The 17,762-nt window shown below is 65.8% G+C and carries 17 protein-coding genes; 9 read left to right on the top strand and 8 right to left on the bottom strand.

What is annotated here, in order from left to right:
* Positions 1–39 precede the first annotated feature (39 nt).
* Entirely contained in the window at positions 40–891 is an 852-nt protein-coding gene (locus QO034_RS13105; RefSeq protein ID WP_284485993.1) for a phosphate acyltransferase, read from the bottom strand.
* 36 nt (positions 892–927) lie between these two features.
* Between QO034_RS13105 and QO034_RS13100 the strand changes: the two genes are divergently transcribed.
* The 5 genes from QO034_RS13100 to QO034_RS13080 all read left to right on the top strand — a co-directional run bounded on the left by QO034_RS13100 (position 928) and on the right by QO034_RS13080 (position 7,483).
* The gene (locus QO034_RS13100; RefSeq protein WP_284485992.1) at positions 928–2,061 is read left to right on the top strand and encodes a citrate synthase; all 1,134 of its coding nucleotides are present in this window, start codon (positions 928–930) and stop codon (positions 2,059–2,061) included.
* On the top strand, positions 2,058–2,813 hold the full coding sequence (locus QO034_RS13095) for a sulfite exporter TauE/SafE family protein (protein WP_284485991.1): 756 nt from the start codon (positions 2,058–2,060) through the stop codon (positions 2,811–2,813). The genes QO034_RS13100 and QO034_RS13095 overlap by 4 nt, the downstream gene beginning before the upstream one ends.
* A gap of 122 nt (positions 2,814–2,935) precedes the next feature.
* Complete coding sequence (locus QO034_RS13090) at positions 2,936–5,764, top strand: molybdopterin oxidoreductase family protein (protein WP_284485990.1); 2,829 nt, start codon at positions 2,936–2,938, stop codon at positions 5,762–5,764.
* 91 nt (positions 5,765–5,855) lie between these two features.
* Positions 5,856–6,611 (top strand): 4Fe-4S dicluster domain-containing protein, encoded by a 756-nt coding sequence (locus QO034_RS13085; protein ID WP_284485989.1) that lies wholly within the window; start codon positions 5,856–5,858, stop codon positions 6,609–6,611.
* Positions 6,611–7,483, top strand: a complete 873-nt coding sequence (locus tag QO034_RS13080) for a dimethyl sulfoxide reductase anchor subunit family protein (RefSeq protein WP_284485988.1) — start codon at positions 6,611–6,613, stop codon at positions 7,481–7,483. Before QO034_RS13085 ends, QO034_RS13080 begins: the two co-directional genes overlap by 1 nt.
* A gap of 73 nt (positions 7,484–7,556) precedes the next feature.
* Here QO034_RS13080 and dapA read toward each other — a convergent pair whose 3' ends face one another.
* Positions 7,557–8,432: a 4-hydroxy-tetrahydrodipicolinate synthase gene (gene dapA / locus QO034_RS13075; RefSeq protein WP_284485987.1), complete on the bottom strand. Its 876-nt coding sequence runs from the start codon at positions 8,430–8,432 to the stop codon at positions 7,557–7,559.
* A gap of 140 nt (positions 8,433–8,572) precedes the next feature.
* Between dapA and QO034_RS13070 the strand changes: the two genes are divergently transcribed.
* Positions 8,573–10,531: a lytic transglycosylase domain-containing protein gene (locus QO034_RS13070; RefSeq protein ID WP_284485986.1), complete on the top strand. Its 1,959-nt coding sequence runs from the start codon at positions 8,573–8,575 to the stop codon at positions 10,529–10,531.
* Here QO034_RS13070 and QO034_RS13065 read toward each other — a convergent pair.
* Together QO034_RS13065 and mnmD are read right to left on the bottom strand one after the other, a co-directional pair.
* Entirely contained in the window at positions 10,505–11,392 is an 888-nt protein-coding gene (locus QO034_RS13065; protein ID WP_284485985.1) for a DMT family transporter, read from the bottom strand. The two genes, QO034_RS13070 and QO034_RS13065, sit on opposite strands and share 27 nt — an antisense overlap.
* Positions 11,389–12,057, bottom strand: coding sequence for a tRNA (5-methylaminomethyl-2-thiouridine)(34)-methyltransferase MnmD (gene mnmD, locus QO034_RS13060; protein ID WP_284485984.1), 669 nt, complete (start codon positions 12,055–12,057; stop codon positions 11,389–11,391). Before mnmD ends, QO034_RS13065 begins: the two co-directional genes overlap by 4 nt.
* Positions 12,058–12,121: 64 nt before the next feature.
* On the opposite strand from mnmD, the gene QO034_RS13055 reads away from it, so the two are divergent.
* Both QO034_RS13055 and QO034_RS13050 read left to right on the top strand, forming a co-directional pair.
* The gene (locus QO034_RS13055; RefSeq protein WP_284485983.1) at positions 12,122–13,156 is read left to right on the top strand and encodes an NAD(P)/FAD-dependent oxidoreductase; all 1,035 of its coding nucleotides are present in this window, start codon (positions 12,122–12,124) and stop codon (positions 13,154–13,156) included.
* Between the two features lie 44 nt (positions 13,157–13,200).
* Complete coding sequence (locus tag QO034_RS13050) at positions 13,201–13,812, top strand: hypothetical protein (RefSeq protein WP_284485982.1); 612 nt, start codon at positions 13,201–13,203, stop codon at positions 13,810–13,812.
* A gap of 14 nt (positions 13,813–13,826) precedes the next feature.
* Here the strand turns inward: QO034_RS13050 and QO034_RS13045 are convergent, their stop codons facing one another.
* The 4 genes from QO034_RS13045 to QO034_RS13030 all read right to left on the bottom strand — a co-directional run bounded on the left by QO034_RS13045 (position 13,827) and on the right by QO034_RS13030 (position 16,965).
* Positions 13,827–14,636 carry an acyl dehydratase gene (locus tag QO034_RS13045; RefSeq protein ID WP_284485981.1) on the bottom strand — a complete coding sequence of 270 codons (810 nt, stop codon included), beginning with the start codon at positions 14,634–14,636 and terminating at the stop codon, positions 13,827–13,829.
* Positions 14,637–14,691: 55 nt separating this feature from the next.
* Positions 14,692–15,234: an NADPH-dependent FMN reductase gene (locus tag QO034_RS13040; RefSeq protein WP_284485980.1), complete on the bottom strand. Its 543-nt coding sequence runs from the start codon at positions 15,232–15,234 to the stop codon at positions 14,692–14,694.
* A 67-nt stretch (positions 15,235–15,301) separates the two neighbouring features.
* On the bottom strand, positions 15,302–15,961 hold the full coding sequence (locus QO034_RS13035; protein ID WP_284485979.1) for an OmpA family protein: 660 nt from the start codon (positions 15,959–15,961) through the stop codon (positions 15,302–15,304).
* Between the two features lie 146 nt (positions 15,962–16,107).
* Complete coding sequence (locus QO034_RS13030) at positions 16,108–16,965, bottom strand: bifunctional helix-turn-helix domain-containing protein/methylated-DNA--[protein]-cysteine S-methyltransferase (RefSeq protein ID WP_284485978.1); 858 nt, start codon at positions 16,963–16,965, stop codon at positions 16,108–16,110.
* Between the two features lie 185 nt (positions 16,966–17,150).
* On the opposite strand from QO034_RS13030, the gene QO034_RS13025 reads away from it, so the two are divergent.
* Complete coding sequence (locus QO034_RS13025) at positions 17,151–17,726, top strand: SHOCT domain-containing protein (RefSeq protein ID WP_284485977.1); 576 nt, start codon at positions 17,151–17,153, stop codon at positions 17,724–17,726.
* The last annotated feature ends 36 nt before the right edge of the window (positions 17,727–17,762 follow it).

The raw sequence follows: 17,762 nt of genomic DNA, 5'->3' as shown, positions 1-17,762 counted from the left end.
CGCCGCAACACCCGATGGCACCGGCCTGGCCCGCAACGGTCAGGCCAGTGCCGCAGCCACCGCCGTCGAGGCGACGATGTCGGCGACCGTCGCGCCCCGGCTCAGGTCGCAGACCGGGCGCGCGAACCCCTGCAACATCGGCCCGATGGCCTGTGCCCCGGCGAGTTCCTGGCACAGCTTGTATGCGATGTTGCCCGCATCCAGAGAGGGAAAGACCAGCACGTTGGCGTCCCCGTTCCCGAGTCCCTTCTTCGCCGCGATGGCCGCGTTCAGCGCCGCATCCGACTGCACCGGCCCCAGAAAGCCGGTTGCCTCCGCCGCCGCGCGCACCTTGTCCACGCTGTCGCCCGCGCCCGAAGTGCCGGTGGAAAACGACAGTAGCGCCACCCGCGCCGCGCCGAGCAGCGCCGCGCCCGAAACGGCAGAGGCCCGCGCGATACCCGCCAGGGCGTCCGCATCCGGGTCCACGTTCACCGCGCAATCGGCGAACAGGAATTCGCGCCCGTCCGGAAACACCATCAGGAAGAAGGACGACGGCGCGGAAACGCCTTCGGTCAGTCCGATCGCGATGCTTGCCGCCTCGATCACCCGCCGCGTCGGACTGTCCGCCCCCGCCACCATCGCGTCGGCCTCGCCCGCGGCCACCATCGCGGCCGCCCGATACAGCGGCTTGGCAAGCAACCGCCGGGCAAGCGACTCCTTCAGGCCCCGCGCCGCGACCAGGGCCGCCACATGGGCGTCCGTCACGGCCCCCAGCGTCACCGGCGCGCAAAGCCCCTCCGACTCTAGCCGCCGCGCCGCTTCGGCCACGCGCGGCTCCGACATCTCGGGAAACACCACCCGCGCGCCCCGTGCGCGCGCCCTGGCAAGCACATCATCCAGAACCGGCATTTCCACCTCCCCGCAGGATCACCGAAGGAGCGTCTAATGAGCGAACCCGTCAAGATCAACCGTGGCCTCAAGGGTGTCTATTTCGAACGCTCCGGCGTCAGCGACATCGACGGCGCCGCCGGCACACTCAGCTATCGCGGCTATTCGATCCACGATCTCGCCACCAAATCGACGTTTGAAGAGGTCAGCTATCTGCTGATCTTCGGCGAATTGCCCTCCGCCGGCGAACTGGCGGGTTTCGACGCACGGCTGAAGGCCGCCCGCACCCTGCCGCCGCAAGTCCACGACATCATCCGCGCCTGCAAGGACGGGCATCCGATGGACGTGCTGCGCACCGCCGTATCGGCGCTCGCGGCACTGGAACCCGAAAGCCAGCAGGTCGGCGAAGACGCCTTTGTCGCCAACGGCATCCGCCTCACCAGCCAGGTGCCGATGATCATCGCCGCCCATGACGCGATCAGGAACGGGCGCGACCCGGTGCCTGCCGACCCGGACCTGTCCCACGCCGCCAACTGGCTCTGGATGCTGAAAGGCGAAAAACCCAGCGCCGAGGCCGCCCGCCTGGCCGATGTCGATTTCATCCTGCATGCGGAACACGGCAGCAATGCCTCCAGCTTCGCCGCCCGCGTCACCATCGGAACCGAAGCGAACCTGCACGGCGCCATCGTCACCGCGCTGTCCACCCTCGCAGGCCCCGCCCACGGCGGCGCCGCGGAAGATGTGATGAAGATGGTCGCCGAGATCGGCGAGCCCGAGAACGCCGCCGCCTATGTCAAGGCAAAGCGCGCCGCCAAGGAAGCCGTCACCGGCTTCGGCCATCGCGTCTACCGCAAGGAAGACCCACGCGCGCGCCACATGCGCGAAGGCGTGCGCCAACTGGGCGAGGAAATGGGCGCGCCGGAGTGGTATGAAATCCTGCAGGCCGTGGTCGAGGCGATGCAGCCCTATGCGCGTCACGGACTCAACGTGAACGTCGATTTCTATTCCGGCGTGATCTACCAGCTGCACGGCATTCCGATGGATCTCTACGTGCCGATCTTCGCCATCGGGCGGATGCCGGGCTGGATCATCCAGTGTATCGAACAGCAGCGCGGCAACATCCTGATCCGCCCGCTGACGCTTTACAACGGACCGGAGCCCCGCGCCTATGTCGATCCGGACCGGCGTTGAGCCACCTGCTCGCCCTGCCGCCGGGGCTGACGGTCCTTGCGATACTGGCCTGTTTCCTGGCTGGCGCGGTGCGCGGGTTCGCCGGTTTCGGTCTGTCCGCGCTCGCCATGGCGATGCTGGCGGCCTTCATTCCGCCGATCCAGTTGATCCCGGCGTTCTGGTTCCTGGAAATGTCCGCCTCCCTGATTCTGATGAAGGGCGGCTGGGCAGACGCGGACCGTCCCGCCGCGCTGATACTCATCCTGTCCGCCGGCATCGGTCTGCCGATTGGGCTGTCGGTGTCCCTGTCGCTCGATCCAACCCTGTCGAAAACGGCGGCGCTGGCGGTGCTGATCGTTCTGGCGCTGATGCAGGTGTCGCGCCTGCGCCTGCCGGTGCTGGCGACGCGGCCCGGCACCGTCGCGACCGGGCTGTCGGCCGGGTTCATCACCGGAATCGCCGGCGTGGGCGGCATGCTGATCGCGCTATATGCGCTGGCCCGCGACATCCCGGCACGGCGGATGCGCGGCACGCTCAACATCTACCTGCTCGGTGGCGGCGTGATCGGACTGGTCGTCCATCTGCTGATCGGCACCATGACGGCGCAGGCCGCGACGCGTGGGCTGGCGCTGATCCTGCCGACGCTGGCGGGCGTCTTTGTCGGCCAGGCGCTGTTCACCCCGCGCTGGGAGCGCTGGTATCGCCCCGCCTGCCTGTTCCTGCTGATCGGCCTGGCCGCGTCCGGTCTCCTGCGGCTCGTTCTCGCGCAATGAGGGAGATCATTCCGAGATCCGGCACAATTCCGGAACAGCATTCCGCCTGACGCCGCAAACCCAGAAAAGGGTTGCCCGCGGCATCGAATTCGTCGAGCGTCTGACAAAAGGGAGACACAGCGATGGCCCATCGCCAACCACAGCTGGACCTGTCGCCGCCCGTCTCCGACGAGGTGCGAAAGACGACCTGCTACATGTGCGCCTGCCGCTGCGGCATCAACGTGCACATGAAGGACGGTAAAGTCGCCTATATCGAGGGCAACCGCGATCATCCGGTCAACAAGGGCGTGCTCTGCGCCAAGGGGTCGGCCGGCATCATGCAGCACAACGCGCCGTCGCGCCTGCGTGCGCCGCTGAAGCGGGTCGGCCCGCGCGGTTCCGGCGAGTTCGAGGAAATCACCTGGGACGAGGCGCTTCAGATCGCGACCGGCTGGCTCGCCCCGATCCGAAAGACAAACCCGGAAAAGCTGGCGTTCTTCACCGGGCGCGACCAGTCGCAGAGTTTCACCAGTTTCTGGGCGCAGAATTTCGGCACGCCCAACTATGCCGCCCATGGCGGTTTCTGCTCTGTCAACATGGCGGCTGCGGGCATCTACACGATGGGCGGCGCCTTCTGGGAATTCGGCCAGCCGGACTGGGACCACACGAAGCTCTTCCTGCTGTTCGGCGTCGCCGAGGACCACGACAGCAACCCGATCAAGATGGGGATCGGCAAGATCAAGGCGCGCGGCGCGCGCATCATCGGCGTGAACCCGATCCGCACCGGCTACAATGCGGTTGCCGACGACTGGGTCGGCATCACGCCGGGCACCGACGGGCTGTTCATCCTCGCGCTGGTGCACGAGCTGATGAAGGCCGGCAAGATCGATCTGGACTACCTGGCCCGCTACACCAACGCGCCCTGTCTCGTGATCGAAGCACCGGGCAGCGACCGGCACGGGCTGCTGCTGCGCGACGAGGCCGGCAAGGAACTGGTGATCGATACGGCGACCGGCGATCTCGCGCCCTTCGACGCTCCCGGCATATGCCCGGACCTGTCGGGGAGTTTCGTACTGAACGGACAAACCTGCCGGACCGTGATGCACAGAATGGCGGAAACCTACCTCGACCCGCAGTTTTCCGCCGACGCCGTGGCAGAGCGCTGCGGGATCCCGGCCACGAAAATCCGGGCCGTCGCCGCCGAGATCGCGCGCATCGCCTTCGACGAAGCCGTCGAAATCCAACAGGAATGGACCGACTTCCGCGGCGAAAGACACGCCACGATGAAAGGTCGCCCGGTCAGCTTCCACGCCATGCGCGGAATCTCCGCACACGCAAATGGCTTTCAGACCTGCCGCGCGCTGCATGTTCTGCAAATCCTGCTTGGCACCGTCGAGGTTCCCGGCGGCTTCCGTTTCAAACCGCCCTATCCGAAACCCGCCACCGCGCACCCCAAGCCTCATGCCGGGATGAATCCCTGCGCGCCGCTGAACGGTCCGCATCTCGGATTTGTCCAGGGACCGGAAGACCTTGCGTTGAAAGATGATGGCACGCCCGCACGCATCGACAAGGCCTTCACCTGGGAAAATCCCATGAGCGCGCATGGCCTGATGCACATGGTGATCTCCAACGCCCATGCGGGCGATCCCTACAAGATCGACACGCTGTTTCTCTACATGGCCAACATGTCCTGGAACTCTTCCATGAACACCGGCGGCGTGATGAAGATGCTCACGGATACCGACGAAAACGGCGACTACCTGATCCCCCGGATCATCTATTCCGACGCCTATTCGTCCGAGATGGTCGCCTATGCCGACCTCGTGCTGCCCGACACCACCTATCTCGAACGCCACGACTGCATCTCGCTGCTCGACCGCCCGATCTGCGAAGCCGACACCGCCGCCGACGCCATCCGCTGGCCCGTGGCCGACCCCGACAGGGACGTGCGCGGCTTCCAGTCGGTGCTCTGCGATCTCGGCGCGCGTCTCGGCCTGCCCGGCTTCACCAACGAGGACGGCAGCGCGAAATATGCCGACTATGCCGACTACATGGTCAACCACGAACGCCGCAAGGGCATCGGACCCCTTGCGGGTTGGCGGGCGGGCGACGCCGCGGACGCACCCGAAGGGAGCGGACGCGGCGAGAGCCGTCCCGACCAACTGCAACGCTACATCGACAATGGCGGCTTCTGGATCAAGCACGTTCCCGAACCGGCCCGCTATTACAAACCCTGGAACAGCGCCTACCAGGACTGGGCCGTCGAAACCGGCTTCTACGACAGCCCGTCTCCCTACCTGTTCCAGCTCTATGTCGAACCTCTGCGCCGGTTCCAGCTCGCCGCCGAGGGCCATGGCGACCGCCAGCCCCCCGACCGCCTGCGCGCCCGCATCAAGGCGGCGATGGACCCGCTGCCAATCTGGCAGGACACCGACCAGACCGGCAATGACGGCTTCACCGTGCACGCGCTCACCCAGCGCCCGATGGCGATGTATCACAGCTGGGGCACTCAGAACGCCTGGCTGCGCCAGATCCATGGCCACAACCCGCTCTATGTCCCGACGAAACTGATGCGCGAACACGGACTGACGGATGGCGACTGGGCGCGCGTCACCTCGCCCCATGGCGCAATCACCGTCCCAGTGATGGAAATGGCCGCGCTCAACGACAACACCGTCTGGACCTGGAACGCGATCGGCAAGCGCAAGGGTGCCTGGGCGCTCGAAACGGATGCCCCCGAGGCGACCCGAGGCTTCCTGCTGAATCACCTGATCCACGAATTGCTGCCCGAACGCGGCGACGGCCAGCGTTGGGCCAATTCCGACCCGATCACCGGCCAGGCGGCCTGGTTCGACCTCAAGGTCCGGCTGGAAAAGACCACCGCCCCCGCCGAAAGCCAGCCCGCCTTCGCGCCGATGCGCTCGCCGGTCGGCACGGGCCCCGAGACCCTGGCCTGGAAGACCGCACGATGAGCTGCCCGCCCCTTCATCTTTGCCGAAATACTCCGGGATCCGGGGCAGCGCCCCGGTCCGCCCGCCGCCATCCACAGCCCAAGGCCCGATCATGACCCGCCTCCCCGACCGCACCGAAAGACAGCTGGGCCTCGTGATCGATCTGGACACCTGCGTCGGCTGCCATGCCTGCGTGATCTCCTGCAAGGGCTGGAATACCGAAAACTACGGCGCGCCGCTCTCCGATCAGCAGCCCTACGGCGCCGATCCCTCCGGGACCTTCCTGAACCGGGTGCATTCCTACGAGGTCACGCCGCTGGTCGAGAGCGCGATGGCGCAGCTGGTGCATTTCCCGAAATCCTGCCTGCATTGCGAGGACGCCCCCTGCGTCACCGTCTGCCCGACCGGCGCCAGCTACAAGCGGGTCGAGGACGGGATCGTGCTGGTCAACGAAACCGACTGTATCGGCTGCGGCCTCTGCGCCTGGGCCTGTCCCTATGGCGCGCGCGAACTCGACGCGGCGGCGGGCGTGATGAAGAAATGCACGCTTTGCATCGACCGCATCTACAACGAGAACCTGCCCGAGGAAGACCGGCTTCCGGCCTGCGTGCGCACCTGCCCGGCGGGCGCGCGCCATTTCGGCGATTTCTCCGACCCGGACAGCCACGTCTCCCGGCTGACCGCCGAGCGCGGCGGCATGGACCTGATGCCCGAACAGGGCACGAAACCGGTCAACAAGTATCTGCCACCCCGTCCCAAGGATCAGCTGGAGTCCCAGCTCGGCGTACTCGCCCCGCTGCTCGCCCCCGTCGCCGAGGATTCCAGGGGTTTTCTCGGCTGGCTCGACAGAACCCTGGACAAGATCTGATGCATCCGGCCCCTTCCGTCATCCTTTTTACCACCTGTTCCGGGCTTGGCTTCGGTCTGCTGGTCTGGCTCGGCATCGGCTTTCCCGCCGTCACCGGCCGGGTCGCCTTCGTCTTCTTCGCCATCGCCTATCTGCTGGCGGCCGGCGGGCTCATCGCCTCCACCTTCCATCTTGGCAGGCCCGAACGCGCGCTCAAGGCGTTTACCCAATGGCACACAAGCTGGCTGTCGCGCGAGGCGTGGTGCGCCGTCGCCGCCCTGACCCTGATGGCGCTCTACGGTGCGGGGCTGGTGTTCCTCGGCACCGCGTGGCCGGTGGTCGGACTGGCCGGCGCACTGGCGAGTCTCGCCACGGTATTCACGACCTCGATGATATATACCCAGCTCAAAACCGTCCCGCGCTGGCACACGGTGCTGACGCCGCTCCTGTTCCTGGCGATCTCGGTTTCGGGCGGCGCGCTGATGGCGGGGCAGACCGGCCTGGCCCCCTGGCTCCTGCTCCTGGCCGGGATCGTGCAGGTCGCGGTCTGGCTGCGCGGCGATGGGGCTTTTGACGCATCCGGCACCACGCTGGCCAGCGCCACCGGCCTGGGCGAAATCGGAACCGTACGCGCGTTCGAATCGCCCCATACCGGCACCAATTACCTGCTGCGGGAATTCGTCCATGTGATCGGTCGCAAGCACGCGAGGAAGCTGCGGATGATCTCGCTGACCCTGATGACCGTGTTGCCCGTCATCCTGCTTCTGCTGCCCTTCGGCCACGTGCTTGCGGCGCTGGCCGTGCTGTCGCACCTCGCAGGCGTCGCCGTGTCGCGCTGGCTTTTCTTCGCAGAGGCAGAACACGTCGTCGGTCTCTACTACGGCAAACGCTGACCCGCGCGCGGACACCATCTCGGCACCGCGCGCAGAACGCGCATTCGATCTGCCCGTCCCGAGGCGCGTGGGGTTAGTTGATCAGCCCCGCATGTCGCATTGCGTCGTCCATCATCGCACGGGTCGCATCGGTCAGACCCGTCAGCGGCAGCCGCACCTCTTCGCTGCACAGACCCAGCTTGGACATACCGTATTTCGCGCCCACCAGGCCCGGTTCGGTGAAGATCGCCTTGTGCAGCGGCATCAATCTGTCCGCGAGGTCCAGCGCCGCCGCGTAGTCGCCGGCCAGGGTCGCCGCCTGCATCTGCGCGCAGAGTTTCGGCGCGACATTGGCCGTCACCGATATGCAGCCGACACCGCCCTGCGCGTTGAACCCGTGCGCGGTGGCGTCTTCGCCGGACAGCTGCACGAAGTCGCGCCCGCAGGTCATCCGCTGGAAACTGACCCGCGCCAGATCGCCCGTGGCGTCCTTGACGCCAACGATGCGCGGCAGTTTCGCCAGTTCGCCCATGGTCTCCGGCGACATGTCGATGACGGACCGGCCTGGGATATTGTAGATGATGATCGGAATGTCGGTGGCATCGTGCACCGCGGTGAAATGCGCGATCAGGCCGCGCTGGGTCGGCTTGTTGTAATAGGGTGTCACCACAAGCGCCGCATCGGCCCCGACGGACTGGGCGTGCCGGGTCAGCCGCAATGCTTCCAGCGTGTTGTTGGACCCGGCCCCGGCGATCACCGGCACCCGCCCGGCGGCGGCCTTCACGACCTCGGCGACGACGATCTCGTGCTCCTCATGGGTCAGGGTCGGGCTTTCCCCCGTGGTGCCGACGGGAACCAGGCCGCTGGAGCCTTCGCCGATGTGCCATTCGACCAGTTGTTTGAGCGTTTCCAGATCCAGCTCGCCGTTTCGAAACGGGGTGACGAGGGCTGGCATAGAGCCTTTGAACATGGGCACGCTCCTTCTTGCTTCGTATCCGTCGCGGCAATCGACCGCGGATCTTGCAGCTTTCCCGAGAATGTGTGTTGATCCCGGCCAGCCACGGCTTATCGTCTCAGCCTCTAGCCTTGGTTTGTTGGGAATTGCAAGCAATGTTGCGCAATCTGGCGATCGTTCTGTGTCTGAATCTGCTGTTCCTGGACGCCGCCTGGGCGGAGGACGCCACGCGCCTGTCCCGCGCGATGGAGGCCATGCGGAAGTCCGACTGGGACACGGCGCTGACCATGGCGGGCAAGCAGAACAGCGTCGCCCGCGACATCATCGAATGGAACAGGCTTCGGGCCGGGCTGGGCGATGCCGCCGATGTCGCGGCCTTTCTGGAACGCCGGCCCGACTGGCCCGGGCTGGAATGGCTGCGCCGCAAGAGCGAATCCGCGATGACCGTGCTATCTGCCGAGCAGACGCTCGCGTTCTACGACGAGACCCCGCCGCAATCCCCCGAAGGTGTCCTGACCCACGCCCGCGCCCTGATCGCCAATGGTCAGCGCGGCGACGGCGAGGCGGAACTGGTGCTTGCCTGGCGGACGATGCCGATGGGCAGCAACATCCAGGCGGACTACCTCAGCCAGCATCGCAGCCTTCTGGCGCCGCATCACAACGCGAGGCTCGACCGGATGCTCTGGGACGGGCACAAGGTCAGCGCGCGGCAGATGCTGTCGCTCGTCGATGACAGCCACCGGGCGCTGGCCGAGGCCCGCATGTCGCTGCAAGACATGGAACCGGGGGTCGACAACCGTATCGCCGCCGTTCCCACCGCCTTGCAGAACACGCCCGGCCTGGCGCATGACCGCTTTGTCTGGCGCGACCGCAAGGGCCGGGACAGCGACGCCATAGAGCTGCTGCTGGAACGCAGCGCGAGCGCCGCGACCCTGGGGGAACCCCGTCAATGGGCCGGTCGCCGCGCCAACCTGGCCCGCCAGCAGATGCGGGCGGGGGACGCATCCGGCGCCTACAAGATCGCGTCGCGCCATTTCCTGACCGACGGGGCCGATTACGCGGATCTGGAATGGCTGTCGGGCTTCCTCGCGTTGCGCTTTCTCAACGATCCCGCCACCGCCCTGCGGCATTTCCAGAATCTCGACGCCGCGGTGGAAACGCCGATTTCCAAGGGGCGCGCCGGATACTGGATGGGACGCGCCCATGCCGCTCTGGGCGATGCCGACAACGCCCATGCCGCCTATGCGATGGGGGCGGAACACCAGACCTCTTTCTATGGTCTGCTGGCGGCGGAACGCATCGGGCGGCCCTTCGATCCGGTGCTCGCCCACCCGCCCGAACTGCCGCCCTGGAAGGACGCGCCGTTCATGTCCTCTTCGGTGCTTCAGGCGGGGCTCCTGCTGCTGGAGGCGGACCAGCCGAACCTCGGTGAAAGGTTCCTGACCCATCTGGTGGAATCACTGGACCCGGTGCAGGCCGGGCAACTGGGCGACATGGCTGTCGATCTCGGCCGTCCGCACCTGGCCGTAATGATCGCAAAGCGGGCCGCCAGCCAGGGCATGGTGCTTCCGGCCGCCTATTACCCGTTGCATCCGCTTGCCAAGGAAACCCTGCCGATGGCGCCCGAGATGAACCTTGCCATTGCCCGGCGGGAAAGCGAATTCGATCCGACCGTCATCAGCGGCGCCGGGGCGCGCGGCCTGATGCAGGTGATGCCGGCAACCGCGGTCGCGATGGCCACCGAGATGGGCATTCTCAGCAATCATGACACCGAAAATCTGACGCGCGACTGGCAATACAACGCGAAACTCGGGGCGCGCTATCTTGCCGGGCTCGCTGGCGGCTTCAACGGCAACGTGGTGATGATGGCGGCGGGTTACAACGCCGGTCCCGGCCGCCCGCTGCAATGGATGCTGGATTACGGAGATCCCCGAACCGGGGCAGTCGATATCGTGGACTGGATCGAATTCATCCCGTTCAGCGAAACGCGCAACTACGTGATGCGCGTGACCGAAAGCCTGCCGATCTACCGTGCGCGGCTGGGGCTCGACCCGCTGCCGATTCCGTTCACGCAGGAATTGACCGGCTCAACGCTGCGTGCGTTCGCGCCATAGGGTGAACAGACCGGCCGCCACGATGATCGCGGCACCGATCGCGACATTGGCTCGCAAGGTTTCGCCGAACAGCATCATTCCCATCGCCGAGGCGAACACCAACTGGAAATAGGCGAATGGCTGAACGGCACTCGCTTCCGCCGCCTCGTAGCAGCGGATCAGAAGCCAGTGCCCGGACACGCCCGTGACACAGAGCGTCAACATCCAGCCCCAGTCGCGCGGCGCCATCGGTTCCCAGAACCAGACGCCGACAGCAGTCATCAGGACGGCGCCGACCGTGCCGGTCCAGAAGAAACTGGTCGCCGTACTGTCGCGCCGCGCGGCATACCGGTTCAGCAGACCATAGACCGCGAACATTACCGCAGACACCAGCGGGATGATCGCCCAGGGATCGAAGACCCCGAAACCCGGCTGCAGGATGATTAGGATACCGATGAAGCCGACTCCGATGGCGCTCCAGCGCCGCCAGCCGACCCGCTCGCCCAGGATCGGCCCCGACAGGGCCGCGATCAGCAGAGGATAGCAGGCAAAGACCGCGTGGCTTTCCACAAGGCCGAGAATGGTGAACCCCAGAACCGCCACGCAGATTTCCGCCGCCAGCAACAATGCCCGGATGATCTGTATCCCTGGCTGCGCCGTGCGCGCCGCCGCCGCGACCCCGCCCCTGGCCCGCGCGGCGATCGCCACAACGAACGCGGCGAAGAACCAGTAGCGGATCATCACCACCATCATCACGTTGTATTCACCCGCCAGGTGCCGCGAAATCCCGTCCTGGGCGGCGAACACCACGGTTGTCGCGATCATCAACACGATACCCAGGGGAACGTTGTTGCTCTGCTGTCTGATTTCGGTCGCGCTCACGCCAGAACCCCTCGCGTCATGTGCCGCTTGCGCCCGTATCCGGTGCAACGCGTCACGTCAAACCCCGCTTGCGTTAGGCCCCGGCGCACTTCCCCCGCAGCAGTATAGGTCGCCACGGTTCCACCTGGAGCCGTGTGCAGCGCCACCTGTCGCATGAGGTCCGCGCCCCACAATTCCGGGTTCCGGGCCGGCGCGAACCCATCGAGAAACCACGCATCGGCCCGACCTACCCAGTCCGGCAGGGTTTCGCGGGCGTCGCCCATGACCAGTTCCAGCCGGAGCGAGCCGAGGTCGCATTTCCGCTGTCCGGTCCAGGACGACAGGAACCTGTTGCTCCAGGGTGCGAGACCGGGAAACGCTTGCAAGGCCCGCGCCATCTGCTCCGGGTCCATCGGAAAAGCTTCGAAAGAGGTGAAATCCAGAGGTTCGTCGAACCCCGACTGTTCCCAGGCCGCCCAGGCGGCCAGCATGTTCAATCCGGTGCCAAACCCCAGTTCCGCGATGTGAAACCCCCGTGCAAACCGCGCGGGCAGCCCGTTTCCGTCAAGAAACACATGGCGGGTTTCCGCCAGCCCGTCGTCAAGACTGAAATACGGATCGCCGAAGCGGGCGGATACCGGGATGTATCCGTCCCGCCACTGCAAGTCTGGCCGCTGGTCCTGCATCGGAATAGATCCTAAAATACCTGCCAATCGCCGCGAGCAATGGCGTAACGCGGAAGGATAAGCAATGGTGGACGTGACCGTGCGCGGCGCGGGGATATTCGGACTGTCCATCGCCTGGGCCTGCGCCCGTCGCGGCGCCAAGGTGCAGGTGATCGACCCGCATGGTCCGGGGGCCGGAGCCTCGGGCGGCCTGGTCGGCGCATTGGCCCCGCATGTGCCGGAGAACTGGAATGACAAGAAGGCGTTCCAACTGGACAGCCTGTTGATGGCGCAGGGGTTCTGGGACGCGGTGGAACGGACCGGCGGCGTCAGCCCCGGATATGCCCGGACGGGACGCCTGCAACCGATCGGCGACCAGCGCGCGCTGGATCTGGCGCGCGCCCGCGCCGTCACCGCCGACAGGCTCTGGCAGGGAAAGGCCCGATGGCTTGTCGTGCCGGCGGAGGAAATCGGCACCTGGGCGCCACCCAGTGCGACGGGCTACATCATCCGCGACACGCTCAGCGCCCGGATGCATCCGCGCCGGGCCTGCGCCGCGCTGGTCGCGGCACTCGCGGTTCTGGGGGTTCCTGTCCGTCCCGAGGGCGAGGATCATGGAAAGATCGTCCACGCCACAGGGGCCGCCGGGCTTGCCGAACTGAGTGCGGAACTGGGCCGGCCGGTCGGCACCGGCGTCAAGGGGCAGGCGGCGCTGCTGCGTTTTGACGCCGCGCGGCAGCCGCAACTGTTCATCGACGGCCTGCATTTGATCCCCCATGCCGACGGCACGCTCGCCATCGGGTCCACCAGCGAACGCGCTTTTGACGACGCGGCGACCACGGACGCGCAACTGGATGCGCTGATCGACCGTGCGATGGCGTCGATGCCGGTTCTGCATGGCGCCCCGGTGATCAACCGCTGGGCCGGGGTCCGGCCGCGCAGCAAGAGCCGCGCCCCGATGCTGGGCCGGCATCCGGCCCGCCCTTTCCATTTCATCGCCAACGGCGGCTTCAAGATCGGCTTCGGAATGGCGCCCAAGGTGGCCGAGGTGATAGCGGAGCTTGTGCTGGACGACCGCGACACGATCCCCGAAGACTTTCGGGTCGAGGCATCGCTATGATCCGGGGAGAGCCAGTTCGAACCGGATGCACCCGGCCCGTCCGGATGGTTCTGGCAGGTCTCTTCGTCTGCTGGGCCGGATTCGCGGTCGCGGCGGGACCGGACTCGACCGCCGGCGAACCAAGGTCGCAGGGCGCAGCCCGCCCCGAAACGGACGGATCGGCCAGCGCGAAGTCCAACCGGCCCCGTATCTGGAGCGCACTCAGCGGCGACCGGATCGAACTCGATGGCGTCCAGTTCGCCCTGGACGGTGTGACCTGCCCACCGGCGGACACGCCAGAGGGGCGGGACGCGAAGGCGCTGCTCAACACCTTTCTGCGGGCCGGGCATGTGCGTTGCACGATCGCCGGAACGGTGACGGCGCAAACCGCCGTCTGCACCGTCAATGGCCACAATATCAACGAAGAGATGGGGCGGCTGGAAGGATGCCGTCCTTACACCCGGCCGCAACCGTCGCCTTCCGACCGGTCCGCGCAAAAGCCCCCGAACCTGACACAGCCCCGCCTTGTCGAGCGGCGGGTTCGTCCCGCCGACCCCTATCTTCTGTGGCGCGGGCCGACAGGGCTGGGGCCGGTCGCGGACCGTTTGCAATTGCTGCTCTACAGCCTTCACCTGAACGGGGTCGCTCTCGGTTCAGGATCGTATGAGGGCGAATGACTCCGCCCTCCGCGTCAGAGCTGGGGCACCGCATTGGCCGTCATCACGCCGCGCCCATCCGGCCCCCGCACCCAGAGATCGGTGCCATGCCGGCACAGGGTCGCCGTTTCGAAATGCATCAGCGGCGACTCGGCGCGGAATGCGAATTGCGCCAGCGGCCCGACCAGTTCCTCGGCCATCAGCATCAGGTGTTGCGCCAGCAGCGGGCCATGCACGACCAGCCCTTCGTAACCTTCGACGCCGCGCGCATAGTCCAGATCGTAGTGGATGCGGTGGCCGTTGAAGGTCAGCGCGGAGTATCGGAACAGGAGCGTCGAACTGAAGCTCAACTCGCGGCTTTCGGTTTCATCCGTGGGCGCCACGGGCGGCGTCGGACGCGCCGCATCCGGATCGGGGTCCTGCCTGTAGACGAGATCCTGCCATTCGGTCAGACAGACCGACCCCGCCTGCCGGATCTCGTGCCGCAAGGTGACAAAGCCAAGCGGTCCGCTGCGCCCATGCTTGTGTTCCGCCTTCTCGACCACGGTGCGCCGTTCGGCGGGGACGCCGGCGCGCAATGGATGCGCGAATCCGATCCGCCCTCCGGCCCACATCCGGCGCGGCAGGCCGAGATCGGGAATCAGCCCGCCGACTTTCGGATGCCCGTCCCGACCCAGATGTTCCGGCGCATGCGGCGTCCAGAAATAGAGCTGGTGAAAGAACGGCGGCAGCGGTCCGCCCTCGGCGATGTCGGCAGGGTGGCCAAGCGCGATCTGGAACGCCCTGGCGCGCGCCGGGTCCATGACATCGGTGCAGGTTTCGGTTGCGGGATGGACGGGTTTCATGCCCAGGATCGTAGGTTCATTGCGATCACGGGGCAATCCCGGATCACATGACGGCCTACCGGTCGATTTCGTTGCGCAGCTTGTCCATCAGCGCCTGAAGCGTCTTGATATAGAGTTCGCCGGTCAGCCGTCCCCGTTCGTCGAACTGCTTGCGCGTGTCGGCCACGTGGACTTCCGGACCCTGAAGGATACGGGTTTGAAACGGCACCATGAATCCGCGCAGAACCATCTGCGCCCGTTCGCCGCCGGCCCGTCCCGCCGCCGCGGACATGACCGCGACCGGCTTGTCCTGCCACGGGTTGCCTTTTGTCCGGCTGATCCAGTCCAGGGCGTTTTTCAGAACGCCGGACGGACCCTTGTTATATTCCGGCGTCGAAATCACCACCGCATCAGCGGCGGCGATCTGGTCGGCGATGGCCTGTACCGCATCGGGCACGCCGTCTGACTCCTGGACATCGGCATCGAAAAGCGGCAGCCGCAGGTCCAGTTCGACGAACCGGCATGGCCCGAACAGGCGGGCCGCCTCGCGGATCAGTTTCCGGTTGGTGGACTCTGCGCGCAGGGCGCCGGATAGCCCGACAAGGACGGGATCTGCCATGATATGCGGCCTCTTTCTGGTCTTCACCCAACCACTTAGAGGCAGGACCCGGAGGCTGCCAGTATTTTTACCCGTTTCTCGGGATCACGACGATCTCGACCCGGCGGTTCCGGGCGCGACCCTCTTCCGTCAGGTTCGACGCCAGCGGCTGCTCTTCGCCCCGGCCGACGGTGGCGATACGGCTTGCCGCGACCCCGTCGGCGGCCAGGATATCGCCAACAGCGGTCGCGCGGCGCAGGGACAGGCCAAGGTTATAGGTCGCATCGCCGGTGTTGTCCGTATGGCCGATCACCTGCACGCTGCTATCGGGATACCGGTTCAGGTTGTTCGCGACCCGGCCCAGATCGGCGCGCAGCGACGACCGGACAGCGGCGCTGTCGGTATCGAAGGTGATGTCCTGCGGCAGGGACACGATCAGGCGATCCCCGGCGTTGGTGATGGTGATCCCGTCGTTGGCCAGTTCTGACCGCAATTCGGCGGCCTGCTTGTCCAGCTGGTTGCCGACGATCCCGCCCGCGGCGGCGCCGGCGGCGGCCCCGAGCAGGATGTTGGCGCCTTCGCCGCCGGTGGCGGCGGACAGCCCCGCGCCCACGGCGGCCCCGAGCAGCGCCCCCTGCTTTGCCTTGGCGTTGGGGTCGTTGTTCATGGTCATGTTTGCCGGATTGTTGCATGCCCCCAGCACCAGCATGGCGGAAAGTGCCGCGGAAACGGTGATCTTGAATGTCATGGTGATCGGCCTTCTGCTCGGCCCCCGTTGATCGGAGGCGGTTGCCCGGAGCATAGCACATCCCGCACGGGTTCGCTCAAGCCGGAAATTCGCCATTTTCGGCGAAAGGTCGCCCATTTTCCGGCGTCGGACGCCGCCGGTCCAGTTCAGGACAGCCCACCCGCCCGCGCCGTTTCATATGCCAGCATCGCGCGTTTGACCGGCAAGCCCCAGTGGTATCCGCCAAGACCGCCCGATTTTCGCAACGCCCGGTGGCAGGGAATGAGCCAACTGACCGGATTGCGCCCGACCGCGGTGCCGACGGCCCGAACCGCGCGGGGACTGCCGATCGCCTCGGCGATTTCGGAATAGGTCGTCACCTGGCCCGACGGGATTGTGAGCAGGGCTTCCCAGACCTTGATCTGGAAAGGCGCGCCGATCAGGAAAAGCGGCGTCTTGCCGAGATCGGCGCTTTCGGCCCCGAAGGCCGCCAGAACCCAAGGCCGCAACATCGTCGGATCCTCGACGAAATCGGCCAGCGGCCAGCGCGACAGCAGATCCTCCATCGTCGCCTCTTCGCCGGTCTCGGCGGCAAATCCGATGCCGCAGATACCCTTGTCGGTGCCCATCACCAGGGCCGGACCGAACGGGCTGTCAAACCAGCCCCAGTAGATCGTGAGTCCCGCGCCCTTGCGGGCGAATTCGCCGGGACTCATCGCCTCCCACCGCAGAAAGAGGTCGTGCAGACGCCCGCCACCGGACAGGCCAACTCCGTGGCTTGCCTCCAGCGTGGTGAACTGTTCCCGCAAAAGGGTCTTGGCGTGGCCCAGCGTCAGGTATTGCTGGTAGCGTTTCGGCGACACGCCGACCCAGCGGGAAAACAGCCGCTGGAAATGCGCCGGGCTCATGTCCATCTGCGCCGCGAGTTGTTCCAGCGTCAGCCCTTCGCCGCCCTGGTCAATCAGTTCGATCGCGCGGCGAATGACGTGGAAATGATAGCCGTCTTCGGTGGTTTGCATGTTCATGGTTCTGGCCTCCGTCTACGGAAGGAGAATAAGCGCCCTGCGCCGCCGCCGCGACCCGAAAGCTGCGGTTAGTGGACGGGTCACTCGTTGCCAAAGATTCTTGGCGGCTTCGGCGATTGCCCCGTGATTGGCGCATTGCTGCCATTTTCATGGTGCTGAATCCGAAAAAACGAGTAGGAACCAGCATGTCCCCGATTTCCAGCAACGCCTACGGGCGTTTGTTCGTCTTCTTCCTTCTGCTTCTTGCTTATTCGATTGCCATTTTCGGCATCATTCCAATGATCATGCTGATCTTCGGTTTGGTCATGGCCGACCGAAAGAAGGATTGTGGTTTCATCGCGTTCGCATCGCGGGTCATTGACGGATATGCGCAGTTGCTTTTCGCACTCACGTTCCTTGCAACGGCCTATTTCACTTACTGCTATGCCACAGAGGAATACTATAGTGACGATCTCGAACAGGCCATTGTCTTCGGTATCCTGGCGCTTTCGGCGTTGGCTTTGATGGTGGCGCAGAAAGCTCTGTTTCTGGAGCCACTGTCTGCACATAACGATTGGATCAATGGGCATGGGGTGTTCCGTTCAAGCGTCAAGACGGTGCGCAGTAGTTCGAATACGCCGTCACGCTTGAAGGTCCGAAAGTTTCGAACCGGCCAGTCTGTTGCCGACGAACTTCTGAAATGGGGAAAGCTGCGCGACGATGGGCACATTTCGGAGGCAGAGTTCCTAGAGATGAAGGATCAGTTGCTGGAGCGGAGATAGCAACGCGGAGTCAAACCGAATCCCGCCTTTCCCGTT

This window comes from Sedimentitalea xiamensis (genome assembly GCF_030164465.1).
GTDB classification, from domain to species: domain Bacteria; phylum Pseudomonadota; class Alphaproteobacteria; order Rhodobacterales; family Rhodobacteraceae; genus Sedimentitalea; species Sedimentitalea xiamensis.
This window is presented reverse-complemented; position numbering and strand designations above follow the sequence as displayed.